This window comes from Pseudoalteromonas sp. L21 (assembly GCF_021728035.1).
GTDB classification, from domain to species: Bacteria; Pseudomonadota; Gammaproteobacteria; order Enterobacterales; family Alteromonadaceae; genus Pseudoalteromonas; species Pseudoalteromonas arabiensis.
This window is the reverse complement of record NZ_JAKKCV010000012.1, coordinates 1-25,394: the sequence shown is the minus strand read 5'-3', so window position 1 is coordinate 25,394 and position 25,394 is coordinate 1. Positions and strand designations below refer to the sequence as shown.

Sequence of the window (25,394 nt, the reverse complement as noted above, 5' to 3'; positions counted from 1 at the left end):
CGACGTTGTCGCTAGGGATGCGTATAATACATCCTTAATTTTTCGAGTCAACACTTAATTTTAAACTTTCTTTTTAGACCGTTTTAAACCGAAGTTTTACTTAACTCTCTGTCACTTTGTTCAGCGTTCAGCGTCTTTCGTTGCTGCCCGCCGTGTCAGTGGGGTCGCATTATAGGGAGATCCGAAAACAGATCAACCCTTTTTTTAGATCTTTTTACTGTTTGCTCAAAAAGCGAACTAAATTTACCTAAAACGACAAAACGTGCTGCAATTATGACTGTTTTTTAAGCCAATATTCATAATTTAATGCAAATAACATTGCTATGTTCATTTAACACGTTAAGATAGCAAGCTCACAATGTTAAATTAATGTTTATTTCCTGTTTATTGGTAGATCTAAAATGAAATTACCCGATCAAAAATCTTTTCTTTTCTCTATTATTATTGCTGTATTAGGTTTTGTCGTTGTTAAGTTTGCATTTGCAAGCTTAGCCTTAGACCCTGCGTTGTTGTTTGGTGCAGGTTTATTAATTGGTGCTTTAGTGATTGCTGTTGTTGCATCACCGGCAAGTGAGGAGGCTGAAGTAAAAACAAAAACACTTTATGTTGGCAATCTTCCTTACCGTGCTAATGAAGGTGTCGTTCGTGCTTTGTTCGAAGAACAAGGCAAAGTGTTCAACGTCCGTCTATTGAAAGATAAAAACACTGGTAAGCGACGTGGATTTGGTTTTGTTGAAATGGCTGAAACCGATGCAGACAAAGCAATCAATCAGTTGAATGATAGTGAATTCCAGCAACGCACTTTGAAAGTGCGTGAGGCAAAACAAAAACAAGAAGGTGAAGCTAGTCACTTTCGTCAGGAGTCTGATCAGTCAACTCTATAAGCTCGATGCTTAATTGCGAAGCATCAATAGGGGCCGTTGCGTAATAACGCAGCGGCTTTTTTGTGTCTATTGATAAGGCAAGTTGATGTTTCATTAATAAGCTACTTACCCTATTGGCAATCGCTTTACCGGAATCAATTAACTTTACCGGCTTCTCAAAGCACATCGCTAATGTATTTGCTAATAATGGAAAGTGTGTGCAACCTAACACTAGCACATCAATATCACCAGCAATATTGAGTGCAGCTATTTCTTCATTAAACTCATAGTTAGATAATGAATGAGTATGAAACAATGTTTCAGCTAACTCCACCAGCTTGGTTGATGCATATAAGCTTACTTTCGTATTTTTACCATGTTCTTTGATAAGTGCTTTAGTGTAATGACTATTTACAGTTGCGGGAGTGGCAATTAGACCGATATGTTTTGTTTTACTTATTAGGCAAGCGGGTTTAATTGCAGGTACCACACCTACTATTTCAATATGAGTGTGCCTACGAATGATGTTGAGTGCAGAGGTCGAAGCGGTATTACAAGCTATTACTAAGATATCAACTTGCAATGCGCTACTTTCAATAAAATGAATTAAAGCCAGTAAGCGTTGAATGATCTTTTGCGGCGGTTGAGCACCATAGGGCAATAGTGCATTGTCCATAAAGTAACTATAAGTGGCTTCAGGTATCAGTTGTTGAATTTGCTCAAGTACAGTAGTACCTCCAATACCTGAATCAAATACCATGATATGAGCTGACAAACTGCTTTCCCCTGAAAATCAAAGGTCAGAAGTTTGCCATGCAGTTATTTAAAAAGAAAGCTTACGATTTTAGCTCTTCGATGTCAGCGTTGATCTTATTCATCTGCTCAAGCATGGTCTTGGTATAGTCGACTAACTTGCTCACTTCTTCTTTATCTTGATTTAACCACTCTAAAATACCAGCAAGTTGATTTTGTAAACCAAGTTCATTTGCCTTATTCAAGGTTTCTTTCAAGTCATCATTAAATGGCGCTATCTTTTCTGCGACATCTTTTTCAGGAGTAGGCCTGACTTGTTCATAGCCTTTTATGCTTGCAACAGTCTTCGTTTGTTTAAGATCCATAGAGAAGGCAACAAGCTGCTCATTACCTAAACTAAGTTCCTGCGCCTGTTTAAATGCTTCATCTAATGAACCTGAGAAAAAGGTCTCGCTCACTCCTTGTAAATCTTCCATAAGCGCATTAATTGCTTCTTGCTCTTGTTCATTTAGTTCACCATTCACTGACATCGAAAATGAAAGCTCGCGAGATTGTGATGACTCACTTACAAATGCTTCATTTCCACCACGCTTGCTATAAGCACTGGCAGATTGGCTAGTATACGCATCTGCAAAACTGATACTCACTTCATCGCCTTCTGCTGTCGTGAATGTATACTCAGCATTATTTCGTAAACTTATATATTGTGCTTGGCTTACCGACACAGAAGCTGGCTTAGGGTTAAAAAGACTTTCCTCAAGTTGATCTATACCACTGAAGATACCTTCTTTTGATTTCTCAATACCTTCTTCAATATCGTCATTTAGCAGATTTGAACCTTTTAGCTCTTCATAAGCCTCATCAACTCCCATTTGAACGCCTTTTCGGGCTTCACCCAGCATACTTTTAAGTTTTTCATCATCTGCACCATCCGCTTTTGCTTTGCGAATAGCGCCGCCAACGAAATCAAGTACATTCTTAACGATTGCTTCAAAGTCAAACAGGGGCTTATCTTTTTTCTCTTCTACAACAGGTAACCCTAACTCAGCGGCAAGTTTATCGCCGAGTACTTTGGCGGCCAACTCTCGCCCTCTTTGCTGATAGCTATCATGAGCACTTTGAATATTAGGCTGCTGCAATGGTTGCTTACCATTGTACTTATTTACGTTTGTATTAGGCATATAGCCTTGGTTGCCAATTTTCATGATCCGACTCCATGTGATGATTACCTCATTATCGGCTAAAAGTTAGAAAACTTAAGTTTTCTGTATAAAAAAACAACACCAAAAATAAGTAACAAAACTAGACAAATCTTCTATGCCCCCTACAATAGCGCCGATATAAAGCTAAGAGATAAAAGGTAATCAGCCATGGCGGTTATAAAAATTGATACAACTCAATATGATGCACAACTAAGTGAAAAGGAGCAGCGCATCTTTTCTCAGTTTCAACGTTTCGGTGTTGAAAAGTTAGAGATATTTAGCTCTGATCCAATTCACTACCGTCAACGAGCTGAGTTTCGCGTTTGGCATGAAGGTGATGATCTATTTCACATTATGTTTGATCAACAAACCAAAGAGAAAATTCGCGTTGAAAATTTTGACCCTGCTGCGCCTTTAGTCGGTGAAGTTATGCAGGCAATGATTGAAAACTTAAAAGGGTGTGAAATCCTGCGCCGTAAGTTATTTCAAATTGATTACCTATCAACTTTAAGTGGTGAGATTCTTGTCAGTTTGCTTTATCACAAGCCCTTATGTGATGAGTGGTTAGAGGCAATTAAAGCACTAAAAGCAAAACTCAGTACACAATTTAACATCGACTTTATTGGCCGCGCACGTAAACAAAAAGAAGTGATTGGTAATGACTACGTCGTAGAGCGCCTAAACGTCAATGGAAAAGAGCTTATTTATCAACAAGTAGAAAATAGCTTTACCCAACCAAATGCCAAAGTAAATATTAAGATGCTTGAATGGGCACAAGCACTTTGTGAACCATTAGAGAATGATCTACTCGAACTATATTGTGGTAACGGTAACTTCTCGATTGCTTTAGCGAACTCGTTTGATCGTGTACTCGCAACTGAAATTTCTAAATCATCTGTTTACTCTGCACAATATAATATTGCACAAAATAAAGTGGATAACTTAGATATTATTCGCATGTCGAGCGAAGAGTTCACGCAAGCCATGAAAGGTGAACGCACGTTTTCTCGCTTAGAAGGCATTGATCTGAAAAGTTATAATTGTCAGAGTATTTTAGTTGACCCACCCCGTGCAGGAATGGACACGCTCACCTGTGATCTCGTGGCCAATTACAACAATATTATCTATATCTCATGTAATCCAGATACGCTTGAACGCGACCTTGAGCACCTTTGTAAAACACACGAAGTTAAGCGCTTTGCTATATTTGACCAATTTCCATACACGCATCACATTGAGTCTGGTGTATTTTTACAACGTAAATAAGTTTAGTTTTCTGCCAGCGCAGCAAATAGCGCTGGCAACTGCTCTTCACTGAACACCTCTATATTATTACTTTGTAATAACTGTGCGGTTAAACCCATCCCTATAACTTTATGCCCCGTATGGCTGCCATCGTAGATTGTGTTACGCCCGCAGGAGGGACTGGACTCTTTTAGTAAAGCAAAACGAATTTTATGCTTTTGGCAAATTTTTAAGGCTTGTTCTGCTCCTGCGATAAATTCAGCAGTGACATCTTCTGCATCTTTCGTTAACACTCGACCCTCTTTAATTTCAGCGGGCGGCCTTGGGATAGGTAAACCACCAGCCACTTCAGGACAAAAGGAAACTAACCTTTTTTGTTGTTTGAGTGATTCTAATCCTGGGTCTAATAGGTTTTGTGATTGGCCATCGTAGCGTACAGGATTACCCAGTAAGCAGCTTGATACTAAAACTTTTTCCATGTTCATCACCAATAAAAAAGCTCCGCGAGCGGAGCTTATTAATATATTTGCTTATATTTATTTATCAGCTAAATAGTTGATAAGGTCAGCCATACCTTTTGCATCACTAATACCGGACTCAGCACCTAAAATTAAACGATATTTGCCATTCACAATGAATGTTGGTACGCCTTTCAATGCGCCTTTTTGTTTGTAGTACTCTTGATCGCGTTTCATTTTTGATGCCATCGTACGTACAGAAAAGCTATTGTAGTATTTATCAAAATCAGCTTCCGATACACCTTGTGATACGAAGATATCTTTCATATCTGCTAATTCATTGATTCGTGCACGTTTACCATGAATGTGATTAAAAATGGCAGCCACTAAAGCATCTTTTTGTGGTAACACAGCCGCAGTTGCATAAGCTTGAGCTAACATAGCCTGAATTTCTGGATCACGAGGTCCTGAAAAGTCTACATGGCTCTTTTTAAAAGCAACACCGTCATTCAAAAGCGGCTTTAGCTGCGCAACGATTGATTCGAAGCTATTACAATGCGGACAATAAAATGAGAAAAACTCTTTTACTTCAGGCTTTTTAGAAGCGCGCGCATCAAATGCTTCGTAATGCTTACCTTCTTCATATTGTGCAGCAGTTGCATTCGCTGCCAATCCTAATGTCATCGCCAATAAGGTAGCTTTAACTAACTTAATCATTACTTTTACACTCCAAAATTATTGCTTTAGTAAAAACTTAACCAGCTCATCAAGCTGCTCTTGGCTCTTGATAGTGTTTAAGTTAATTTTATATTTATCATTTACAATAAATGTTGGTACGCCTGTAAGTGCACCGATTTGTGAATACTTATTTTGTTTGTCTTGCATCGCTTTTTCTGCACTAATTACTGGCATACTTGCAATTTCAGTATCAAAGACTTCATTACTAATACCGTTCGTTGCCAGTAATGCTTTCACATCTTTAATATTTTGCAGTGGTGCACGTTGAACATGAATGCTATGAAAAATTTGATCTGCCACTTGCTCTCCCTTTCCTTGTTGCTTAGCAATAAGGTAGGCATAGCTTAAGTTACTTTGTGTTTGTTTTGACACCCCACCTAAAAAGTTAACGTGGTTTTTAACAAACTCAGTGCCCTCTGGCAGCGCTGCGGTCAGTGCTTTCGCTACTGGCTCAAACTTAAAGCAGTGTGGGCAATAAAAAGAGAAAAACTCAGTCACTTGCGGGGTAGCACTTTTTTCAACTTTCAATACTTCATACTGGTTACCTGCTTCGAAGTCAGCCGCAAATGCAGCAAAAGGTAAACATAGAATGAGTAGACTTAACTTTAATTTTTTAAACATTATTTTCTCGTCTTTACTTATCTTTTTAAAATTTATGGTAATAATTTTAACGGGGCTTCTTGTAATGCCGCAAGCTGTTCTTTTAGAGCAAGTATTTGCTGCTCCCAGTATTTGTCTTCTGCGAACCAAGAAAAGTTCCGTGGAAATGCAGGATCATCCCAGCGTTTTGCGAGCCACCCCATATAATGCACCATTCGCATGGCACGTAATGGTTCGATGAGTTTAAGCTGATTATGATCAAAATCACAAAACTCTTCGTACGCCGCAACTAAGGTGTCTAACTGTAACAGTTGGTTATTACGATCGCCACTGAGCATCATCCATAAATCTTGAATAGCAGGACCTTGACGACTATCATCCAAATCTACAAACATAAGTGCATCACCTGACCAAAGAATATTGCCAGCGTGACAATCACCATGCAGGCGGATTGTTTCAACATTTTTATACTGAGCCGTCGTCTCGTTAATAACCAGATCCAAAATAGTATAAAACGGATGTTCAAGGGCCATAGGCACTAAGTTACTCGCTTGCAAATGAACTTTCGCTGTCTGCAAATATTCTTCGCAACTCATTTCAGGGCGATGAGAAAAGGATTGTGCCTTTGCAGTTTGATGCATCCGCCCTATTAGGCGGCCAAGGACATCGAGTTGATCTAAGTTATCAACTTCAAAAATCCGCCCTCCTACACTTGGGAATAATGCAAACAAATATCCATTATGTTCGAAGAGACTTTCACCTTCTCTACAAACCGGCGCAACAACAGGCACTTCAGCTTCCGCGAGTTCAAACGCAAAAGCATGTTCTTCAAGTATTTGCTCCTTAGTCCAGCGTTCAGGCCTGTAAAACTTAACAACATAACGATAACCATCTTCAGCTTTAAACTGATAAACACGATTTTCGTAGCTATTTAAAGCCAATAGCCCTGACTCTGCATAAATTCCGATACTTTCTACGGCATCTAAAATTGAATCTGGCGTAAGGTCAACAAAACTAAATTTACTCATAAGGTCCCATTATATAAAAAAAGCGGGAAATCCCCGCTTTTTATTGTATGTGCTCAGTGTACTTAATTATTGTCCCTTAAAGAAGTTGCTCGGCTGTGAAATCTGTACATCAGGCTCGGAATCGACAGAAAGTACAAACTCAAACTTAGTCATTGGCTTTTTCAAATCATAAGGATCAACGACTAAAGAGAGAGGCACATTGTATGATTCCCCAGAAGGAACGGTGAATGTTTGTTTACCTATATATTCAAAGTTATCTAACCCTTCTACAGCAATATTAAAGGTTTGCTCATACTGTGCTTTATTGATGACTTTAAGTGTATAGGTGTTCTCTACCAAGCCATTAAAGTCAACGCGATAAAGTTGATTTCGGTCACGAATAATATCGAACTCCATCGGTTTACGCATCGCAATATTTGCAACCAGTGCCCCAGTTAAAACAACAAGAATCACCATATAACCTATCAACTTAGGACGTACTGCATGTGTTTTATTTTCAGGTGTTTCTAAGTTACGTTCTGTTGTGTAGGAGATAAGTCCTCTTGGATAATCCATTTTATCCATGACTCCATCACACGCATCAATACAAGCACCACAGTTAATGCATTCATACTGCAGACCGTTACGAATATCGATACCTGTCGGACATACTTGCACACACAAGTTACAGTCAATACAATCACCTAATCCCAGCTCTTTCGGGTCTTGTTTACGTGAGCGAGGGCCTCGGTTTTCGCCACGTGCTTCATCATAACTCACCGTAAAAGTATCTTTATCAAACATAGCCGATTGGAAACGTGAATATGGACAAATATGTAAGCACATGATTTCGCGCATCCAGCCAGCATTCCCATAAGTACATACCGCAAATAAGGCAATACAGCCATAGGAGTAAGCCGTTGCATCGAGTGTAAATACGTCAGGAAGTAAGTCTCTTATCGGCGTGAAGTAACCAACAAAAGTCAAAGCTGTATAAAATGAGAATAACCACCAGCTGCTATGCTTTGCGGTTTTGCGCCAAAACTTATCAAAATCCATTGGCCGTTGATCGAGTTTTTTCCGCTGATTAGCTGTGCCTTCAAACTTTTCTTCAAACCAAATAAAAATAAATGTCCAAACCGTTTGTGGGCATGTGTATCCACACCAAACTCGCCCGTAAAAGGTCGTCACTAGAAATAAAGCAAACGCAGCCAACATCAAGATAAACGCTAAAATAGTGAGATCTTGAGGCCATAGAGTTAAACCGAAAATATTAAACTTTTGACCAACAAGATCAAATAGTACCGCTTGTTGACCTTGATAGTTAATCCAAGGTAGCAACATAAAAGCGAGCATGCCAATAAAGCCAATACGCTGTCTCAATAGTTGATGTAAACCGGAAACAGCCCTTACGTATATTCGGTTGCGAGGGTTAAATCTATCATCAAGGGAAGCGTTTTCCGGTTTCTGGATCTTTACTTCCGTTGGGATATTTTTAACCTTAATTTGTTTATCCATTAAAATTCCTCAACGCCACTAGGAAATAAATACTCAAACATTATGTTTGTAGTTTACAGATATAGACAATCAGTGAATAAATTAGAATGCATCTCATTACGTTCAAAGATTTCTGAAATTTCCAACTCATCAAAATCATTATACTCAATCTCTAAAAAATTTCAGGGATTGATCACGAATATGTCTGTTTAAATTATTTCATCGTATCTGCTTGCTTTTAAATTGGCCATTTTATTAAACTTGCAGCCATACCTTATTCATTCAGATCAAAGTTTGTTGTGCTATGAAAAAATTTCTTATTTTAGTGCTTATAATTTTAGCATTATTCACTATTGATCACCCATTGATCAAAGAGCCAAGAGAGAAACTACTCGGTGATGGCATTGGCTTTCTTTCAAATGCTAGCAAAGTCAACAGAAGCCCTGCCGCAAACATGGCAAAGAATACTATTAAGTCACAACTAAATTTATCAGCTTCTGAGCAGGAATACGTCGAAGAAACATTCATAACCGATGAGAAGTTGCAGGTATTTCACCTACGCTATTGCCGAGAGAAAGATATCAACATCTACTTTTATGGTGAGCGTTTAGAGAGTGTATGTAGCATTGTTTCAAGTGCATTGAAAGAAAGGCTAAATAAGTGATGGATTTTTCGACTCTGAATAAAAAAGCCAGTGATTCATTTGCAAAGCAACGCAACTTACTAAAAAAATTGGCTAAGGGACAAACACTACACTGTGAAACCTGTAAAGGTGTTCTTACTCTTGATTTGCAAACAGATCAACCAGGAAGAGGCGTTGTACGCTGTAAAAATGGTTGCACTGATATTATTTTGGAATTAGGTAGTTAACCTAATTCCAGCCCTCATCATTGTACAACTGACTGTTCATAGCAACCACCTCAATTAACTCAGCAAAGCCCGCTGCAAACTCCCCCATCAACTCGTATTGTTGCTGACAAAGCTGCCCCTCTGTTAATTCATATTCACTAGCAATCGCGGCAATATCCGATTGCGATAAGCTAAAAAAGCCTAAACTCTGATGAGCGGTATCTAGTGCGGCTTTAAACTCTTCACTAAGCAAAGGCGCAGCTAATAATTTAGCAATATAATCTTTTGCTCCAAGTAAGAAACCTTGACTCCAATGCTGACACTCTTGAATATCCAAATATTGTTGCTGTTTCGAATTGACCTGCAAACTGACAGGCAAACTAAACCTTGTTCCAAAAACCTGCTCACTGATCTGCTGATACAATGCCATAAATGCAAACAACACCTGTTCATCCATTTGCCCGTCACATCCTGGACAAACCTGTTCGAGCCACTGATGAACATCAAGAGGCTCTGGCGCACAAATAACAGCAAATAAGTAGCCTTGTGTTTGCGCTAAAGACAGGGCATTTTTTTGCTCTGAAAGAAAGTGTGTTAATAACACGCTTTGCTCAGGTGAAAACTCAGGAATTTGCATATTACTTCTACTATTTACCTAAATTAGAAATTTAATGGGTAACGACCTTCACTATCAGGGCGACCAAGAAATTTAGTTGCATCATGTACTTCTTTAGGAAGACTTGCTTCTGGTTTGATATACCCTGCAACCTTGAAGTCTAGATTCGCTTTTAACGTTGCATCCGCTTCTAAACCTAAGCGGTTTTCAGGGTCAACTAATACAGCGATATCACCAGACTTACAGCTTAAACGACCACTCAAAGGCCCAACACTGAACCAGCCGTTCAATCCTTTGACATCAATATTTGGACTCGCTATTTCACCTGCTAATGTATCACAGTACGGTTGGCCCGAGCTGTATTCATCTAAGTCAACAATTACACGCCCTTGCGCACTCACAGGGAGTGGTAATTGTAAACGCGCCATTGCACGTTCAACGGTTAATCTTAAAACTGCATTTTTGATATCTATGGCTTGGTTAAACAAACCATATGAAAAGTCAGCACGACCCGAGATATCAGCTTTGTCTCTAGGGTCACCAAAGCGCACTGTACCAACGAGCTTGCCACTAAAAAGTGACCAGCCCGAAATCTGCCAACGCACATTATTCAGCTGTTCATTTTCAAAACGCGCTTGCATGACACGACCATCCCATAATGAACCGCTAGCTTTACCTAGTTGTAATTGTTTAGGTAGGTATGGAGTGGCTAAATCAAGCGCTACAGCAGCTGGCGTTTTCACTAAAGTGAAGACCAAAAAGCACAGTAAAAAAATGGCGACTAATAAAATTGTTTTCTTCATCGTCTACTTCTCTAATACCAACCGACTTACACGAACAAAGCCTGATTTATCATCTTTACTCAAATCCAAATTCTCAATAAGTACTCCTTGAGAATTAACAAGCTCATCAAGCCATTCAACTAATTTATTAAATTCGACAGAGTCAATTGTCAAACGAAGCGAGTTATCGTTTGGTTGCATTTTACTAATAGTGATTTGATAGCGATTACGCGTACTATTTACGATTTGGCTTAAGCTGCGATCATTGGTTACACGAGCACTTCCACTGGCTTTAAGCTTAATGATGCTCTCATCAACCCAAGCAAGCAATTCTTGCTGTTTTATGTTGTCTTGCTCTGCTTTTTCTATTGCATTGTTGAGGGGTCTAAAAATACCCATCACTAATACAAAAATAACAAAAACAGCACCGGCAATCATTACAAGTTGTTGCTCTTGCTCTTTTAAAGAACGCCAGTAATTGACTAATTGCTCTTTCATGCCGCACCTCGCAATTTAATCTCTCCGACAACAAAGTCGCCATCATTATTTAGCGATCCTTGATCAACGGTTAAACCTCGTTGCTCCAAAATTGCTTTCACCTTACCAAATGACTGAAAATCTTTACCTCTAGCACGGATCCGTAATTCATTTCGTCGTTGATCATAGCGAAGTGTTTCAGGCGAAAAATCTTTTACTTCATCGAAAATCGATACTAAATCACTCGTTAAATCTAAGAAACCTGCTGTACTACCACCATCTAACAAGGCCAGCTCACTGCGGATCTGGCTACGTATTAACTGTGGTCGCACTTTCTTATCGGGAAACGCACGTTGGTAGTTAGACACCACTTGAGTCTTTGTTTGCTCTATTTGGCTATTGAGTTTATAAAGCTCTAGCGATTTAACGCCAATACTACACACTAACGCAACACCTGCTGCAATAGCGGCTTTTTTCCAGTATCCCCACCAAATAGCAGACTTCTTCTTTAACTGATACATACCTTGGCGTAAGTTAAAGCTGATATTAGGTAGCTGTTTAGCAAACAATGCTAATGGTAGGTCATAAGACTCTGTTTTAGCTATCAGATTAACCGTATCAGGAAAGCCTACAGCAGGACTGTAATGTATGACATCAGGATTATTTAAAGCTCTCAGGTAACCTTCTAACCAATCAGACTCAACCACTGCCACGTGCCAATCACCTAATTTGCATAACCACTGTTTATTTAGCTCAATCACACTCAGTTGATTAACTTCATCCGAGCTTGGTAATAGCAACGCATCAGGTAGTATTTTAAAGACTTCTAAATTATGTTCGTTAAACTGGACTAACCATTGCTCAAACCACTCCCTGTCTGCCATGGCTATATTAATCGCATGCTTGTCACCAACCATTGTTGGCTCTGCGATTGCGATGAATAGCTCATCAACATCACACGCTATCTCTTCTTCAAGCATGTAAGGGAGGGCTTGTTCTAACTTACGGTTCCACTTTGTTGGGAGCTCAACAGTCTTCAGTTGTACCTGATCGCTAGGCAAGAGCACTATCACTTCTCTTGATTGTGCTTTTTCTGCTAATTCACCTAATTGTGTCGCTGCTGCTATTTCGCCGCTAGCAATGATTTCTTGTTCTGTAGGTGAGTAAATAAGCCAATTTAGGCTATCTGTTAATGTTCGACCCGTACGGATCAACAATATTTCTGTCACTGTACGCCTCCAAATTTTCGCGCCAGTATCGTTACTTTACCATTATTGGCATGCAGTAAGGTGGTCATCGAAAAACGCAGCTCAACAAATTCAGCTTGCGTCTGTAGTTTAAAGTATTCACTGTTGATGGTGAGCAAGTCTTTCACGGCGTCCACATTTTGTCCGCCTTGTTGCTTAACTTCCTCAAAAAATTCTTCTATACCATCAAATCCTTTTTCTGGTCGTGATGATAAAACACTTTGTGCACCTGACAGGCTTAAACCGTCTATCAAGGAGCTTAAAATAATTGCACTTTCTGTTGGTAAGGTATTAACGTTAATGGCCAAGTTCTCGTTGCCAGGAATGACACATACAAATGGCAGCACCTTTTCCATGACCAAAGGATTAAACCCTTTAACCAAGCGTAATTCAGAGGTAGAAGCAAATAAGCTATTTGCGGTCATATACGGATATTTACGCGATAAATACTCATCTTCTTCTGCTCCCGAGCGATAGGTGATGCTGTCTTCATCTAACCAATCGTATACACTATCAGCCATCGCTTCTTCTGATTCATCAGTAGGCAAATCTTCAATATTCTCAAGTAGGGCTAGTAATGTTTTGTGTGCAGGGTTTGTGGTGTTCGATGAACCACTTTGTTGCACCGGTTTTGCATGTAACGCATTGAGGTTTAAACAGGCTTGTAGATCAGTAATAGTGCCACTTAAGGTGCCATTATCAACAGGATAAGGAACACCGCCTTGCTGGGCCCAAATTTGCCCTAGATTAGTACTATCAGGATCATCTTTCTTGGCTTGGTTTATCGCCTTAATAGCCAGTTCCTCAGCGGCAAATGCATACCACTTAGCCTGTTGGTGACTTTGGATGTTTGTGCTGCGCTGAACTTGCACCATTAGATTTGCACTCATTTCGACTGCCAACATGGCCGCAAGTGCAACAATAAATAGAACAATAACAAGTGCTGCGCCTTTTGAACGCTTTAAAGATATCATGATTGACTCTCAACCCCCCCTTCGCCAGGCACTAAAAAGACGCGACGAATAGGCTCTTGTTCTACTTTCTGTATTGTAACAGCAACTGCTTTAGGCAATGCTTTTATTTGCCATTGCTCTTGCCACTCATTTTTGTCATCAAGAAATTCAAACTTTAAGTCTTCGATATCTTCAAGCAGTATTTGTGAGCGTGGCTCCATATTGTCTAGTTGATCAACATACACGCGATATACACGCTCTAGTTTATCGTCAATAACGCGGTAGCCAACGGCTTGTAATTCTGAACGTGGCAACAAGTTAATGGGATTTACCCAGCCATCGCGTACAAACCCAATCCCATCATACTGGCTATCCAAAACATACCGCCCTGTCAGAATATAGGTTTCTTGAAAGTCTCCAGCTTCATTACGCACTTGTCTTTTCGTCATTTGACTGAAGTCTTGGTCCATTAAACGAAATGTTGTTTGAAAACCATTAAGCTCGGCAATTGTTTCATCAGACGCGTCTTTTGCTTTTGTGGTTGAGTCTAAAATTTGATGGGTCGATAAAACCACAAAGGCTAGAATCCCCATGGCTATGATTACTTCCAGTAAGGTAAAACCGCGCTGCTTCACTACTTATCACCTTTGTTTAAGTAAGTGGACAACTCATAAACTGGATCCGCAAGTTTTTCATCAGTGAATATATTAATAGTCACTTTTACAAAGCTTTTATCTGCCGTTGGTACGACATCTTGACGCCAATACCATTCATAACCAGCGAGTGTTTCAGTCCCTTTTGTGCCGTTTTTTCCCTGCCACTCACGGCCTTTAGCGCGTTGCTCAACCATCACATTCTCAGCAACCCATGAAGCATATGTTTGTTCTTCAATCGTAGCAAGATGATTTATATGCTCACCCGTTGCCTGCATTGCTGCAATGCCTGCCATGGCGCATATAGCCAAGGCAACCATCACCTCGAGTAAGGTAAAACCAGTTGCTTTAATCACTATTCAGGCTCCCTACGAAATTGAACCGGAGCCATAAACTCCCCTTCAATAAAATAAATAGGCTCTGGTGCATTCTCAAGTTCGTAAGTAAGTTGAAAGGCACTCACTTCACCCGAGGATAAAATAAGTACTTGCGGTATTTTTAACTTTTTGAGTTCAAGTAAGCTATCTTCATCCCCACCACTCATAAGCTCACGCCAATTAGATTGCTCTAATAAGTTATCCTGTGCCCATGCCAAATCCTCAAGGTTTAAGGTGAGTTTAAAGCGGTTATCAACCTCTACCGGCTCGAATAGCTTTTCGCGATCAAAGGTGACCCATTTTTCACCATCAAAAACGAGAAACTCAAATACGTTCTTATCTAAATGAAAACCTAATTCAACTTGATTCAATATGGCAAATTCTGATGCCAAATTGATTGTGGTGTGTAATCTTAGCGCTTGCTTTTCTAGCTCTTCTTCAGCACCACCATCAAAACTATAGGCGACCATTTTAGTAACAAAACCGATCACTACCAGCACCATTAGTATTTCGATGAGGCTAAAACCTTTTGCGTGTTTTACGCCTCGAGCCAAATGCAAACGACCAAGGCTTACCATAACAGTAAGCCTTGATGTGTAGAGTGAGTAAACATCTGGCTGAGTTTACACATTATTGCTTTTCTTCATCCCAGTTACCGATATCATCATCAGTACCCGCTTCACCATCTGGACCCATTGAGAAAATATCAACTTTACCAATTTCTCCTGGGCTAATTAGCTGATAAGGATTTCCCCATGGATCTTCCGGTAGTTTTTCAATAAAACCGCCTTCGGGAAAACGGCGAGGAATAGGCTCAATGCTTGTTTTATTTACTAATGCTTCAAGACCTTGCTCAGTGGTTGGATACGCTTTGTTTTTAAGCTTATAAAGACTCAGCGCATCCTCGATTTGCTGAATATCTAAATGTGCTTTATCTATGGCAGCTTCTTCTTGCTGACCCATAATATTTGGCGCTACGATCGACATAATCATACCGATGATAACCAGCACCACCATAACTTCTAGTAATGAGAAACCTGATTGTTTATTCACAAAATACCTCTAATTTTCTTCAATATTTATTATAAAACGTCACACCCTCATGATGCGTCGTTTTAACCTTCCTTAATTTAAAGACCAACAGCCTTGTTCATTGCCATAATAGGCTGGAGTATTGCCATAACGATAAACAATACAATAACAGCCATTGATGCGATCATCGCTGGCTCCAAAAGTTTTAAAGAGACATTAACCATACTCTCAAACTCTCGATCTTGGTTATTCGCAGCACGTTCAAGCATTTGTTCCAACTCACCGGACTTTTCACCACTGGCGATCATATGAAGCATCATAGGTGGGAAAAGCTTAGTTTGCTGTAAAGCAGCACGGAGACTTGCGCCCTCACTGACGCGAGTTGCTGCATCTTGCACAGACTTCTTCATTTTTTCGTTGACTAATACCCCACCTGAAATACGCATACCTTCAAGTAATGGTACAGAACTCGACGACAAAATACTTAAAGTTCGCGCGAAACGCGCAGTATTAACGCCACGTGCAACCTTGCCTATACCAGGCATATGTAGCACTTTATCATCAAACCAAAAACGAATTTTTGGTTTCTTTAAAGCATGCTTGATAGCCACAGACACAGCTGTAATTACGATTAAACTAATAAACCAATAATGTTGCACAAAGTTACTCGCCGCCATCACCCATTCAGTGGTCCAAGGTAATACTTGTTTAGACTTTTCGAATGTTTTTAATATTTTTGGAACTACAGTCCCTAATAATACAGATACAATGGCAATCGCAAATACCACCAAAATGGTTGGATACACCATTGCCTGTGTTATTTGACTACGCATGTGTTGGCGTTGTTCCGTGTAATCGGCTAAACGATTTAAAACCTGATCTAAGTGACCTGATTTCTCACCTGCTGCTACCATAGCACGGTATAGGTCATCAAACACATGTGGAAACTCGCTCATCCCATCGGCGAGCGTATACCCTTCTACAACCTTTGAACGAACCGACATCAACATACGCTTTAAACGGGGTTTTTCGCATTGTTCGGCAACTGCCATTACAGCCCCTTCAACAGGCAATGCAGATTGAATTAAGGTCGCTAGTTGGCGAGTGATTAAGGCTAAATCGGAAGTCGAAATTTTTGCTTTGAAAAAGCTGCCAAGTAAGGTTTTTTTTGCTCCTTTAACTTGCTTTTCACCTTCCGCTGCTGCAACAACCTCTAAAGGCATTAACCCTTGATCACGAAGTGTCTGGCGTATTTGCTTTACCGTATCGGCTTCAAGAATGCCTTTTTTCTCTTTTCCTTTGCTATCTAGGGCACGGTATTCAAATGCAGCCATGATTAACCTTCCTCACGTGTCACGCGTAGCACTTCTTCCAGCGTAGTCCGCCCTGCTAATACACGGCTACAACCATCTTGGCGAATACTTGGGCTGCGAGTTCGAATGTATTTTTCAACACTTTGTTCGCCTTTGCCACTGTGAATCATCTCACGAATTGTCTCGTCAACAACAAGCAGTTCATGAATACCTGTACGACCACGATAACCATTAAAGTTACACTCTTCACAACCCACAGCGCGATAAATTGTCGGTGGCTCAGTCGGGTTAACGCCTAATAATTGGCACTCTCGCTCGTCTGCAACATGTCCTTCTTTGCAGCTATTACATAATGTTCTTACTAGACGCTGTGACAGCACACCCAACAGTGATGATGATAGTAAGAAGGGCTCTACGCCCATATCTTCCATACGCGTAATGGCACCGGCAGCCGTATTCGTATGCAGGGTCGACATAACTAAGTGACCCGTTAGGGATGCTTGCACACCAATTTGAGCCGTTTCAAGGTCACGGATCTCACCAACCATTACAACATCAGGATCCTGACGAAGAATAGCCCGTAAGCCACGGGCAAATGTCATATCCACTTTCGTATTTACTTGAGTCTGACCAATACCAGGGATCTCATACTCAATCGGATCTTCTACGGTTAAAATATTGCGGTCACGCGAGTTAATCTGACTCATACCTGCATATAAAGTGGTACTTTTACCAGAGCCTGTCGGGCCAGTTACCAAGATGATACCGTGCGGTTTACTGATCAGATCTGCAAATAGCTCCCGGTTACGCTCTGTCATACCTAAATCTTCCAGATTTAGGCGGGCATTATTTTTATCTAGTAGACGCAGTACTACACGCTCACCAAAACTCGATGGCATGGTTGATACACGCACATCAACAGCACGACCTGCAATACGTAAACTAATACGACCATCCTGCGGGATACGCTTTTCAGCAATATCGAGCTTAGCCATAACCTTTATACGTGACACCAATAAAGAGGCAAGTTTACGATTTGGTTTTAATACTTCCTTTAAGACTCCATCAACCCTGAAGCGAATAACTAATTCTTGCTCAAAAGTTTCAATGTGAATATCGGACGCACCTTCTTTAATCGCTTCACTTAGCATGGCATTAATCAGTTTGATGATTGGCGCATCGTCATCACCAGCAAGGAGATCTTCTGTTTGCGGCAACTCATCAGCTAATGAGAATAAATCAACCTCATTGCCAATATCTTCCATCATTTGCTGTGTTTCAGAACTATCTCGCTGATAAGATGCTTCAAGCAGTAATTCAAACTTATCATCTGCCAGCTGTTCTAAAGTAAAGCTATGGCCTGCAATTCGTCGCACTTCAAGCAAAGCATTTACATCTAGTTCGCCACGATAATAAACCGTCCAGTTATCAGCATTTTTACTAAGTAATACGCCAACACGACGCGCATATGAAAATGGCAAACGTTTAGCTGGCAAACTGACAAGATCATCGCTTGTTAAAAGCTCAGCCGGCTCGTTATGGACTAGCTCGTCATTAATCTCTGTAATTGCATCAGTCATCTTTGCGATCATCTGCGTTTTGTTGCTTTAAATATTCTTCGTACGTTGGTGGCAAGACTAAGGCATCATTCCACTCTGGCAAGATTGGCATTTCCGTCAATGGCATTAAGTCAATCCCATCTTCTTTTTGTTTATGTTGCTCACCACGAATGAAATTATATTTCACATGACTGAGTTTATTCATACTCATGCCATCACGTACGATTGTAGGGCGAATAAATACAATTAAATTACGCTTACGCTTGCTGGTACTGGTTGAACGGAATAAATGACCAAGTACTGGAATGTCTCCAAGTAATGGCACTTTTGACACACTTTCTTGAACGTTTTCATCAATCAAGCCGCCTAATACAACCATTCCACCATCATCGGCCATCACTGTGGTTTTAATTGCACGCTTGTCTAATGAAATATCAACCGCTGTTGCACCACTGACACTCGATACTTCCTGCTCTATCGTTAACTGTACAGCTGAGCCATCATTAATTTGTGGCGTTACTTTAAGCTTTACACCAACTTCTTGACGTTCCACGGTTTGGAAAGGATTTGAGTTATCTGAGCCTGTTTGAGACCCCGTGATTATTGGCACTTCTTGACCAACAATCATTGATGCCTCTTCGTTATCCATAGTGGTTACTGACGGAGTAGCAAGAATATTTGAATTGGTATCAGAAGACACAGCTTGGATAATCGCGCCCCAGTCATTTTTGACAATACCCATAGCTAAACCATTAATACCACCAAGCAAGGTTGCAAGTGGGCCTAAGTCACCCTCTACAGTTCTTTCGATTGGCGTAACGTTACTTGTTTCAGTGCCAATAACATTATCAGTAATTGTTTTGTCTCGCGCTTGTTCAGCGGCAACAGCCAATGAGCCCACTGGCACTGTAGTACCATTATTAAACTGCATCATCCCGCCTTGCTCTGAAATCCATTGCAGGCCAAAGTTAATACCATCAGCTTCAAAAACTTCGACAATAATAGCTTCAACTAATACTTGAGCACGACGTATATCTAGACGCTCAATCACCTGTTCCAATGAACGCATGGTGTCTGGTTGTGCAGTAATAACCAATGAATTTGAGTCTGGGTGAGCTTCGATACTGGTTTCGTTTTGATTACGTGTACGGGTTTTAGTTGCGCCGCCTTGAGCATCTTCTGCTAGTGTCTTGCTAACACCTTGTAAAACCTTAACGAGGTCGTCTGCTTTCGCATAATTTAAATAGATAACCTTAGTATTACCTTGGTTCTCTAATTCACCATCTAAGCGACTAATAAGTTCAACTGCACGAGTTCGGGCTTGGCCTTCACCACTAACAATCACGCTATTGGTTCGACCGTCGGCCACCACTTTAGGAATTAAAAACTCAGGAACACTTCCCTTACCACTGTCTTTATAAATATTTTCAACAACAGAAACAACATCATCCGCCGTTGCAAATTTAAGCTTTACTATATCAACACGTTTGTCACCGGCTTGGTCAACCGAGCGAATAATTTCAACTAAACGATTTACTGATGCAGCATGTCCAGTGAGCATCATCACGTTGGCTGCATTAAAGTTTGCTACATGACCACCATCTTTTTGATCGCTAAATTGACGTACTAATGGCCCTAACTCTTGAACGCTCACATTTTTAACACGCACAACGCGTGTCACCATCATGTCGCCGCTTGCTTGATTATCTTCTGTAATCAAAGGAACATTAGACTTTTTAGCGTCAGAGCTTTTCTCAATTTTGATGATACCGTTATCCATCTCTACCGCTGAATAACCATACACTTCAAGTACATTTAAGAAAAATTGATAATAGAGCTTCTCGTCCATTAACTCATAACTACGCACATTGACTTTACCGCGCACGTTAGGGTCAATAATGACTGTTTTATTTAGGTTTTTCCCAACAATATTAATGAATTCATTAATATCTGTTCCTTTAAAATTTGCAGCATACTCTACAGCCGAGACTGAAAGCGATAATCCTGTTAACAAAAAAAGCGCTGCATATTTAGCTAACCCTTTTTTAATTTTTTTGAGGTGTAGCGCGTGAACCATTTTATAAAAACTCCAAAGCTAGTTATTGCAGGCTAAATTGCACATCAATTTGCTCACCATCCCGCTCGATAGTGATACTTGCGTCAGTACTATTACGTAATTCGTTTATAGCCGTCATCGCCTGTTTTAAATCATTTAATTGATAGCCATTTATTACAACAGCTAAATCATTATTCATTAATCCCATTTGCTTAAATAGCTCTGGATCTTTACCAGGGCTTAAGCGATAACCCACAAGCTCACCATCAACCATCGCTTGCGATACACGAATATAGTCGAATAGTTTGCCAGGATCGTTTAATATTTCTTCGCGCGTTTCAATAATCGCTTCTTTAACGTCTTCATCTGCCGTTGGATTTATTTCTCTTTCAGTATCAAAAGGCTGAGGGCCTTCTTGTAATTCAGGCTCTGTCTTTGCGGCCAACACAGGCATAGAGACTGTCTTTGTGAAATCAAGACCATCTAACATCAATGTTTCAAAACGACCACTCACATCTAAAATAACCCGATCAGGCAAGACTTGAGCTAATTTAGCTCGTGTTCCCTGAATAGCATCATCGACCACATACGTTTCTTGTCTTCCCTGAGACTCAATAATTGCTAAACCAGCTTGGTCATCTTGGCTTACAGCAACAATGCCGGTTAGATTAATACTTAACCGTGTTTCTGGCGCATTATTAATAACGTGTGTTTGCTTTGCGGTAGGTTTTTTTGAGTCAACAATTACTTTCCCGAATAAATGTTGATCAATAATTTGTTGAGAATTTACAGTATCTGTGCGAGCCGCATTCAAACTTACTCGATTTGTGGGCAATACTTTTGAACTAGGCTCAGGCCATAACAACCAAAACAACTTAGATGACAAAAATGCTATATAAACAACAACTAACAGCACTACAAATGCACTCAATTTGGCATGTGGTAGGCCATTCAAAAATTGTCTAACTTGTTGTAAGTGTTGATCCATAAACTTTAATTCTTATTTTAATTTACTGCCTAATAGCTGGCTTATAGTACCTTTTCATTTTTCATTCAACAAGCGCACATATATTAAACTTTGTAAACAGAGTGATTCTAACGAGTAGGAGTTCAAAGCAAGGATTTGACTGTTTCTTTATAATTAAGTTTCATGATAAATTTTGCCTATATATTGAGTAGCTTTAGAAGAGCGTAATTGTGTCAAAAGTTAACACTAAACAATCGCAAGACAAACAAGACGAGTTAAGCGTACGCCTGGATAAATGGTTATGGGCTGCACGCTTTTATAAAACCCGCTCAATAGCACGAGACATGGTACAAGGCGGTAAAGTGCATTATAATGGACAACGTACTAAACCAAGCAAAATAGTCGAAGTGGGTGCAGTAGTAAAACTACTACAAGGGGTCGACGAAAAGATAGTCACGATTGAAAAAATCCTTGATAAACGCCAAGGAGCCCCCATTGCACAAACCTTATACCAAGAAACTCAAGCAAGTATTGAGAAACGCGAAGCAAATGCTATCGCCCGTAAGAACAACAGCTTCTTTGCTCCACACCCTGATCGTAAACCAGATAAAAAGCAAAGACGTGAACTGTTAAAAATGAAATCAAGTTAGGTAATGCTCCATGCAACAAGATTTACTTCATCGTTATATATTTGATCAACTCGATGTACGTGGTGAACTCGTACAAATAGACCAAACCTATCAAGAGATGATCGCTAACCACAATTACCCTGCCCCTGTGCAAGCTCTACTTGGAGAGTTACTTGTAGCAACTTGTTTACTCACAGCAACACTTAAATTTGAAGGTGAAATTGCTGTTCAATTACAAGGGGATGGCCCAGTAAAATATGCTGTTATCAATGGTGATGACAAGCAAAATATGCGTGGTGTTGCGCGTTTACAGGGTGAAGTGCAAGGGAACACCATTAAAGATTTAATCGGAAATGGTTATATGGTCATTACGATTACCCCAACAAAGGGTGAGCGTTACCAAGGCATTGTGCCTTTAGAGCACGATAGCCTAGATAAATGCCTAGAAAGTTACTTTGAACAATCTGAGCAATTGAAAACACGCTTATGGTTTGCAACAGACGTTACAGCTGACTCTGCCAAAGCGGCGGGCCTTTTCTTGCAAGTACTACCGGTTAATAAAGAGAAATCTGTAGAAGACTTCACGCATTTAGAAGCACTCAGCAACACAATTAAGGATGAAGAATTACTTCACCTAGATGCAAATACAGTGCTTACTCGCCTATATCATGAAGATAACCCACAGTTGTTTGAACCACAAAAAATTACTTTTCGTTGTGGGTGCAGCCGTGAAAAAACAATTACAGCGTTAGTGAACCTCGGTCAAGATGCTTTACTTGAAGACGTAAAAGCAAATGGTGAAGTAAAAATTAGCTGCCATTATTGCTTGAAAGATTACATCTTTAACGAGCAGGATATTAAAGCTATTTTTAATTAAAGTTGCACTTAATAATAATATTATATTAAAAGCCGTATTTATTACGGCTTTTTTGATCAATTTCATGACACCGGTATCATAAAAAACCGCTCTTTCATGACACCGGTATCATTGAAATTATTCATGTTTTTTGCCAAATATATGTGTTTTTAAGCCCTTCACACTCTCGAATATCCCTAATCCTTCTGTTACTATTATTTCAGCTTAAGGGAAATAAGAACCCCAGAGCTATCCCGTTCAATCTCACACAATTTAGGTATAAACATGACTGCAAACGCTACTCGTTTTGTCGATCTAACTGCAGCTGAACTTGTCGAACACGCAATCCGTCGTGGCGAAGGGACTTTAGCCGCTAATGGTGCTTTTGTTGCAAATACTGGCCGTCGCACTGGCCGTTCACCAAAAGACCGTTTTATTGTTCAAGAACCAAGTACTGAAAACGAAATCCAATGGGGTAACGTAAACCGCCCTTTCGATGCTGACAAATTCGACGCCTTATGGGCTCGCGTAGAAGCGCATGTGCAAAGCAATGACCACTTCATCTCTCACCTAGAAGTTGGCGCAGATCCTGAGCACTATTTACCTGTTGTTGTAACAACAGAAACTGCATGGCATCACATCTTTGCCAAAAACATGTTTATCGAACCTGATACTTATAATGCATCTGATTTACCTCAGTGGCAGGTAATGAATGTCCCTTCTTTTGTTTGTGACCCAGAACGTGATGGCACAAATAGCGATGGCACAGTAATTATCAACTTTGCACAACGTAAAGTGCTACTGGCAGGTATGCGTTACGCCGGTGAAATGAAAAAATCAATGTTCTCTGTACAGAACTTCCTACTGCCTGCGAAAGGTGTATTACCAATGCACTGCTCTGCAAACGTAGGTGAAGCTGGCGACACTGCGCTATTCTTCGGTCTTTCTGGTACAGGTAAAACAACATTATCAGCTGATCCTACTCGTTTCCTAATCGGTGATGACGAGCACGGCTGGGCACCTGGTAGCGTATTTAATATCGAAGGTGGTTGTTACGCTAAATGCATCGACCTATCACAAAAGAATGAACCAGTTATTTGGAATGCAATTCGCTTCGGTACAATCTTAGAAAACGTTGTACTTGACGATAACCGTGTACCAGACTTCCATGATACAAGCCTTACACAAAATAGCCGCGCAGCTTACCCTCTAGAGCACGTTGAAAAGCGTAAAGTAGAAAACCGCGCAGGTGAGCCTAAGGCAGTTGTATTCTTAACATGTGACGTAAGTGGTGTATTACCACCAGTTTCAGTACTTACTGAAGAAGCGGCAGCTTACCACTTCCTAAGCGGTTACACTGCAAAAGTAGGCTCAACTGAAATCGGCTCAACAAGCGATATTGAATCAACTTTCTCAACCTGTTTCGGTGCGCCATTCTTCCCACGCCCTGCAGGCGTGTACGCAGAGCTTCTAATGAAGCGTGTACGTGAATTCGGCGCTAAAGTATACCTAGTTAACACAGGTTGGACTGGTGGCCCTTACGGCACAGGTAAGCGTTTCGATATTCCGACTACACGAGCTGTAGTTGATGCAATCGTATCAGGTAAACTAGCTGATGTTGAAACTCAACACATCGACGTACTTAACCTAGATGTACCAGTTGCAGTTCCTGGCGTAGATAGCCAACTTCTTAACCCAATCAACACATGGGAAGATAAAGAGAAGTACGCAGAATACGCAAACAAGCTAGCATCTGACTTCACAGAAAATTTCGCCAAATACGACGTTTCTGAAGCAATCAAATCTGCAGGACCTAAAGCTTAGTAACAAAACATACTTCCTGAATAAAAACGCCAGCTATATGCTGGCGTTTTTGTTTTTACAGTAATAATGTGGGCATACAGCAAAGATTTTACTTTAGTATTATCGCAACCATTTTACAGATAAACCCTGTATTCTAATCCCGAACAGCAGCGGATTCATCTCACACCCATAATACCATTCGTAAATAAAGAAGCGCTGATGCAGCATATGCGCAGATATCATACACGACTACAAACGTGTTGGGGCGGCCTTGTCGCGTAGCTGCGGGTTTATTCCGCGTCATGGGGTGTCTATTCCTAGATAGCGCGCGATGTAAAATCGCGACTACAAACGTGTTGGGGTAACTTGCCGCGTAGCAGCGGGTTTATTCCGCGTCATGGATTGTCTGTTCGCAGATAGAGCACGATGTAAAATCGCGACGACACACGTGTTGGGGTAACCTTGTCGCGTAGCTGCGGGTTTATCCCGCGTCATTGGCTGTCTGTTCGCTCATAGAGCGCGATGTAAAATCGCGACGACAAACGTGTTGGGGCGAGATTATCGCGTAGCTGCGGGTTTATTCCGTGTCATGGGGTGTCTGTTTGCGGATAAAGCGCGATGTAAAATCGCGACCACATACGAAAAAAACCGTTGCATTGCTGCAACGGGTTTCTCTAATTAGGAGCCATGGTGCGCTACGCAGTAGGATGTCCTACTTTCACATGGCAAATGCCACACTATGCCTACAAGGATAGAAGTAGTAGGGTCTTGGTTGGGTGTTTTATTTTTCTACAGGCAACAAAAAACCCGACTCTTTCGAATCGGGTTTCTCTAATTAGGAGCCTGGCGATGTCCTACTTTC

General features: G+C 40.5%; 27 protein-coding genes. 7 read left to right on the top strand and 20 right to left on the bottom strand.

All coding sequences use genetic code 11. The features are described 5' to 3' along the window. Window positions 1-401 precede the first annotated feature (401 nt). Window positions 402-884 (top strand): RNA-binding protein, encoded by a 483-nt coding sequence (locus tag L3V41_RS19895; protein ID WP_062567059.1) that lies wholly within the window; start codon window positions 402-404, stop codon window positions 882-884. Here the strand turns inward: L3V41_RS19895 and murI are convergent. Both murI and L3V41_RS19885 read right to left on the bottom strand, forming a co-directional pair. Then, the gene (gene murI, locus L3V41_RS19890; protein WP_237128348.1) at window positions 844-1,638 is read right to left on the bottom strand and encodes a glutamate racemase; all 795 of its coding nucleotides are present in this window, start codon (window positions 1,636-1,638) and stop codon (window positions 844-846) included. The two genes, L3V41_RS19895 and murI, sit on opposite strands and share 41 nt — an antisense overlap. Window positions 1,639-1,699: 61 nt before the next feature. Beyond that, window positions 1,700-2,821: a DUF5610 domain-containing protein gene (locus tag L3V41_RS19885; RefSeq protein ID WP_237128347.1), complete on the bottom strand. Its 1,122-nt coding sequence runs from the start codon at window positions 2,819-2,821 to the stop codon at window positions 1,700-1,702. Window positions 2,822-2,986: 165 nt separating this feature from the next. On the opposite strand from L3V41_RS19885, the gene trmA reads away from it, so the two are divergent. Continuing rightward, window positions 2,987-4,084, top strand: coding sequence for a tRNA (uridine(54)-C5)-methyltransferase TrmA (gene trmA / locus L3V41_RS19880; RefSeq protein ID WP_237128346.1), 1,098 nt, complete (start codon window positions 2,987-2,989; stop codon window positions 4,082-4,084). A gap of 2 nt (window positions 4,085-4,086) precedes the next feature. Here trmA and L3V41_RS19875 read toward each other — a convergent pair whose 3' ends face one another. The 5 genes from L3V41_RS19875 to ccoG all read right to left on the bottom strand — a co-directional run bounded on the left by L3V41_RS19875 (window position 4,087) and on the right by ccoG (window position 8,384). Further along, the gene (locus L3V41_RS19875) at window positions 4,087-4,542 is read right to left on the bottom strand and encodes a DUF523 domain-containing protein (RefSeq protein WP_062567055.1); all 456 of its coding nucleotides are present in this window, start codon (window positions 4,540-4,542) and stop codon (window positions 4,087-4,089) included. Window positions 4,543-4,599: 57 nt separating this feature from the next. Continuing rightward, window positions 4,600-5,238: a thiol:disulfide interchange protein DsbA/DsbL gene (locus L3V41_RS19870; protein ID WP_062567054.1), complete on the bottom strand. Its 639-nt coding sequence runs from the start codon at window positions 5,236-5,238 to the stop codon at window positions 4,600-4,602. Between the two features lie 18 nt (window positions 5,239-5,256). Continuing rightward, window positions 5,257-5,880, bottom strand: a complete 624-nt coding sequence (locus tag L3V41_RS19865) for a thiol:disulfide interchange protein DsbA/DsbL (RefSeq protein ID WP_062567053.1) — start codon at window positions 5,878-5,880, stop codon at window positions 5,257-5,259. Window positions 5,881-5,912: 32 nt separating this feature from the next. Continuing rightward, the gene (locus L3V41_RS19860; protein WP_193987919.1) at window positions 5,913-6,887 is read right to left on the bottom strand and encodes a serine/threonine protein kinase; all 975 of its coding nucleotides are present in this window, start codon (window positions 6,885-6,887) and stop codon (window positions 5,913-5,915) included. A 66-nt stretch (window positions 6,888-6,953) separates the two neighbouring features. Continuing rightward, window positions 6,954-8,384, bottom strand: coding sequence for a cytochrome c oxidase accessory protein CcoG (ccoG, locus tag L3V41_RS19855; RefSeq protein ID WP_062567051.1), 1,431 nt, complete (start codon window positions 8,382-8,384; stop codon window positions 6,954-6,956). 283 nt (window positions 8,385-8,667) lie between these two features. On the opposite strand from ccoG, the gene L3V41_RS19850 reads away from it, so the two are divergent. Then, window positions 8,668-9,027, top strand: coding sequence for a hypothetical protein (locus tag L3V41_RS19850; RefSeq protein ID WP_062567050.1), 360 nt, complete (start codon window positions 8,668-8,670; stop codon window positions 9,025-9,027). Next, a complete protein-coding gene (locus tag L3V41_RS19845; RefSeq protein WP_062567049.1) occupies window positions 9,027-9,233 on the top strand; it encodes a hypothetical protein in 207 nt (68 codons plus the stop codon). The genes L3V41_RS19850 and L3V41_RS19845 overlap by 1 nt, the downstream gene beginning before the upstream one ends. A 1-nt stretch (window position 9,234) precedes the next feature. On the opposite strand, the gene L3V41_RS19840 is transcribed toward L3V41_RS19845, so the two are convergent. The 13 genes from L3V41_RS19840 to gspC all read right to left on the bottom strand — a co-directional run bounded on the left by L3V41_RS19840 (window position 9,235) and on the right by gspC (window position 21,265). After that, window positions 9,235-9,849: a UPF0149 family protein gene (locus L3V41_RS19840; RefSeq protein WP_237128345.1), complete on the bottom strand. Its 615-nt coding sequence runs from the start codon at window positions 9,847-9,849 to the stop codon at window positions 9,235-9,237. A 23-nt stretch (window positions 9,850-9,872) separates the two neighbouring features. Next, window positions 9,873-10,631: a type II secretion system protein N gene (locus L3V41_RS19835; RefSeq protein ID WP_062567047.1), complete on the bottom strand. Its 759-nt coding sequence runs from the start codon at window positions 10,629-10,631 to the stop codon at window positions 9,873-9,875. A gap of 3 nt (window positions 10,632-10,634) precedes the next feature. Continuing rightward, the gene (locus tag L3V41_RS19830; RefSeq protein WP_062567046.1) at window positions 10,635-11,108 is read right to left on the bottom strand and encodes a type II secretion system protein M; all 474 of its coding nucleotides are present in this window, start codon (window positions 11,106-11,108) and stop codon (window positions 10,635-10,637) included. Then, window positions 11,105-12,316 carry a type II secretion system protein GspL gene (gene gspL / locus L3V41_RS19825; RefSeq protein WP_193987921.1) on the bottom strand — a complete coding sequence of 404 codons (1,212 nt, stop codon included), beginning with the start codon at window positions 12,314-12,316 and terminating at the stop codon, window positions 11,105-11,107. Before gspL ends, L3V41_RS19830 begins: the two co-directional genes overlap by 4 nt. Next, window positions 12,313-13,308, bottom strand: a complete 996-nt coding sequence (gene gspK / locus L3V41_RS19820) for a type II secretion system minor pseudopilin GspK (protein ID WP_237128344.1) — start codon at window positions 13,306-13,308, stop codon at window positions 12,313-12,315. The genes gspL and gspK overlap by 4 nt, the downstream gene beginning before the upstream one ends. Further along, window positions 13,305-13,922: a type II secretion system minor pseudopilin GspJ gene (gene gspJ, locus L3V41_RS19815; RefSeq protein WP_062567043.1), complete on the bottom strand. Its 618-nt coding sequence runs from the start codon at window positions 13,920-13,922 to the stop codon at window positions 13,305-13,307. Before gspJ ends, gspK begins: the two co-directional genes overlap by 4 nt. After that, window positions 13,922-14,296: a type II secretion system minor pseudopilin GspI gene (gene gspI, locus L3V41_RS19810; protein WP_062567042.1), complete on the bottom strand. Its 375-nt coding sequence runs from the start codon at window positions 14,294-14,296 to the stop codon at window positions 13,922-13,924. Before gspI ends, gspJ begins: the two co-directional genes overlap by 1 nt. Continuing rightward, on the bottom strand, window positions 14,296-14,895 hold the full coding sequence (locus L3V41_RS19805) for a prepilin-type N-terminal cleavage/methylation domain-containing protein (RefSeq protein WP_062567041.1): 600 nt from the start codon (window positions 14,893-14,895) through the stop codon (window positions 14,296-14,298). Before L3V41_RS19805 ends, gspI begins: the two co-directional genes overlap by 1 nt. A 52-nt stretch (window positions 14,896-14,947) precedes the next feature. Next, window positions 14,948-15,370 (bottom strand): type II secretion system major pseudopilin GspG, encoded by a 423-nt coding sequence (gene gspG, locus L3V41_RS19800; protein ID WP_062567040.1) that lies wholly within the window; start codon window positions 15,368-15,370, stop codon window positions 14,948-14,950. 77 nt (window positions 15,371-15,447) lie between these two features. Continuing rightward, entirely contained in the window at window positions 15,448-16,683 is a 1,236-nt protein-coding gene (gene gspF, locus L3V41_RS19795) for a type II secretion system inner membrane protein GspF (protein WP_237128343.1), read from the bottom strand. Window positions 16,684-16,685: 2 nt separating this feature from the next. Further along, the gene (gene gspE / locus L3V41_RS19790; protein ID WP_237114546.1) at window positions 16,686-18,242 is read right to left on the bottom strand and encodes a type II secretion system ATPase GspE; all 1,557 of its coding nucleotides are present in this window, start codon (window positions 18,240-18,242) and stop codon (window positions 16,686-16,688) included. Further along, window positions 18,235-20,298: a type II secretion system secretin GspD gene (gene gspD / locus L3V41_RS19785; protein WP_062567037.1), complete on the bottom strand. Its 2,064-nt coding sequence runs from the start codon at window positions 20,296-20,298 to the stop codon at window positions 18,235-18,237. Before gspD ends, gspE begins: the two co-directional genes overlap by 8 nt. Window positions 20,299-20,320: 22 nt before the next feature. After that, complete coding sequence (gene gspC, locus L3V41_RS19780) at window positions 20,321-21,265, bottom strand: type II secretion system protein GspC (RefSeq protein WP_062567036.1); 945 nt, start codon at window positions 21,263-21,265, stop codon at window positions 20,321-20,323. A 209-nt stretch (window positions 21,266-21,474) separates the two neighbouring features. Here gspC and hslR point away from each other — a divergent pair, with 209 nt between their 5' ends. From hslR to L3V41_RS19765, 3 genes are all read left to right on the top strand, one after another. Continuing rightward, window positions 21,475-21,894 (top strand): ribosome-associated heat shock protein Hsp15, encoded by a 420-nt coding sequence (gene hslR, locus L3V41_RS19775; protein ID WP_130149080.1) that lies wholly within the window; start codon window positions 21,475-21,477, stop codon window positions 21,892-21,894. 10 nt (window positions 21,895-21,904) lie between these two features. After that, window positions 21,905-22,750 carry an Hsp33 family molecular chaperone HslO gene (hslO, locus tag L3V41_RS19770; RefSeq protein ID WP_062567034.1) on the top strand — a complete coding sequence of 282 codons (846 nt, stop codon included), beginning with the start codon at window positions 21,905-21,907 and terminating at the stop codon, window positions 22,748-22,750. Window positions 22,751-23,014: 264 nt separating this feature from the next. Continuing rightward, window positions 23,015-24,553 carry a phosphoenolpyruvate carboxykinase gene (locus tag L3V41_RS19765; RefSeq protein ID WP_193987926.1) on the top strand — a complete coding sequence of 513 codons (1,539 nt, stop codon included), beginning with the start codon at window positions 23,015-23,017 and terminating at the stop codon, window positions 24,551-24,553. Window positions 24,554-25,394: the final 841 nt, after the last annotated feature.

Coding starts and splice junctions, on each gene's coding strand:
- L3V41_RS19895 (WP_062567059.1), top strand. CDS start 402: ATGAAATTACCCGATCAAAAATCTTTTCTTTTCTCTATTATTATTGCT.
- L3V41_RS19885 (WP_237128347.1), bottom strand. CDS start 2,821: ATGAAAATTGGCAACCAAGGCTATATGCCTAATACAAACGTAAATAAG.
- trmA (WP_237128346.1), top strand. CDS start 2,987: ATGGCGGTTATAAAAATTGATACAACTCAATATGATGCACAACTAAGT.
- L3V41_RS19875 (WP_062567055.1), bottom strand. CDS start 4,542: ATGGAAAAAGTTTTAGTATCAAGCTGCTTACTGGGTAATCCTGTACGC.
- L3V41_RS19870 (WP_062567054.1), bottom strand. CDS start 5,238: ATGATTAAGTTAGTTAAAGCTACCTTATTGGCGATGACATTAGGATTG.
- L3V41_RS19865 (WP_062567053.1), bottom strand. CDS start 5,880: ATGTTTAAAAAATTAAAGTTAAGTCTACTCATTCTATGTTTACCTTTT.
- L3V41_RS19860 (WP_193987919.1), bottom strand. CDS start 6,887: ATGAGTAAATTTAGTTTTGTTGACCTTACGCCAGATTCAATTTTAGAT.
- ccoG (WP_062567051.1), bottom strand. CDS start 8,384: ATGGATAAACAAATTAAGGTTAAAAATATCCCAACGGAAGTAAAGATC.
- L3V41_RS19850 (WP_062567050.1), top strand. CDS start 8,668: ATGAAAAAATTTCTTATTTTAGTGCTTATAATTTTAGCATTATTCACT.
- L3V41_RS19845 (WP_062567049.1), top strand. CDS start 9,027: ATGGATTTTTCGACTCTGAATAAAAAAGCCAGTGATTCATTTGCAAAG.
- L3V41_RS19840 (WP_237128345.1), bottom strand. CDS start 9,849: ATGCAAATTCCTGAGTTTTCACCTGAGCAAAGCGTGTTATTAACACAC.
- L3V41_RS19835 (WP_062567047.1), bottom strand. CDS start 10,631: ATGAAGAAAACAATTTTATTAGTCGCCATTTTTTTACTGTGCTTTTTG.
- L3V41_RS19830 (WP_062567046.1), bottom strand. CDS start 11,108: ATGAAAGAGCAATTAGTCAATTACTGGCGTTCTTTAAAAGAGCAAGAG.
- gspK (WP_237128344.1), bottom strand. CDS start 13,308: ATGATATCTTTAAAGCGTTCAAAAGGCGCAGCACTTGTTATTGTTCTA.
- L3V41_RS19805 (WP_062567041.1), bottom strand. CDS start 14,895: ATGGTAAGCCTTGGTCGTTTGCATTTGGCTCGAGGCGTAAAACACGCA.
- gspF (WP_237128343.1), bottom strand. CDS start 16,683: ATGGCTGCATTTGAATACCGTGCCCTAGATAGCAAAGGAAAAGAGAAA.
- gspE (WP_237114546.1), bottom strand. CDS start 18,242: ATGACTGATGCAATTACAGAGATTAATGACGAGCTAGTCCATAACGAG.
- gspD (WP_062567037.1), bottom strand. CDS start 20,298: ATGGTTCACGCGCTACACCTCAAAAAAATTAAAAAAGGGTTAGCTAAA.
- gspC (WP_062567036.1), bottom strand. CDS start 21,265: ATGGATCAACACTTACAACAAGTTAGACAATTTTTGAATGGCCTACCA.
- hslO (WP_062567034.1), top strand. CDS start 21,905: ATGCAACAAGATTTACTTCATCGTTATATATTTGATCAACTCGATGTA.
- L3V41_RS19765 (WP_193987926.1), top strand. CDS start 23,015: ATGACTGCAAACGCTACTCGTTTTGTCGATCTAACTGCAGCTGAACTT.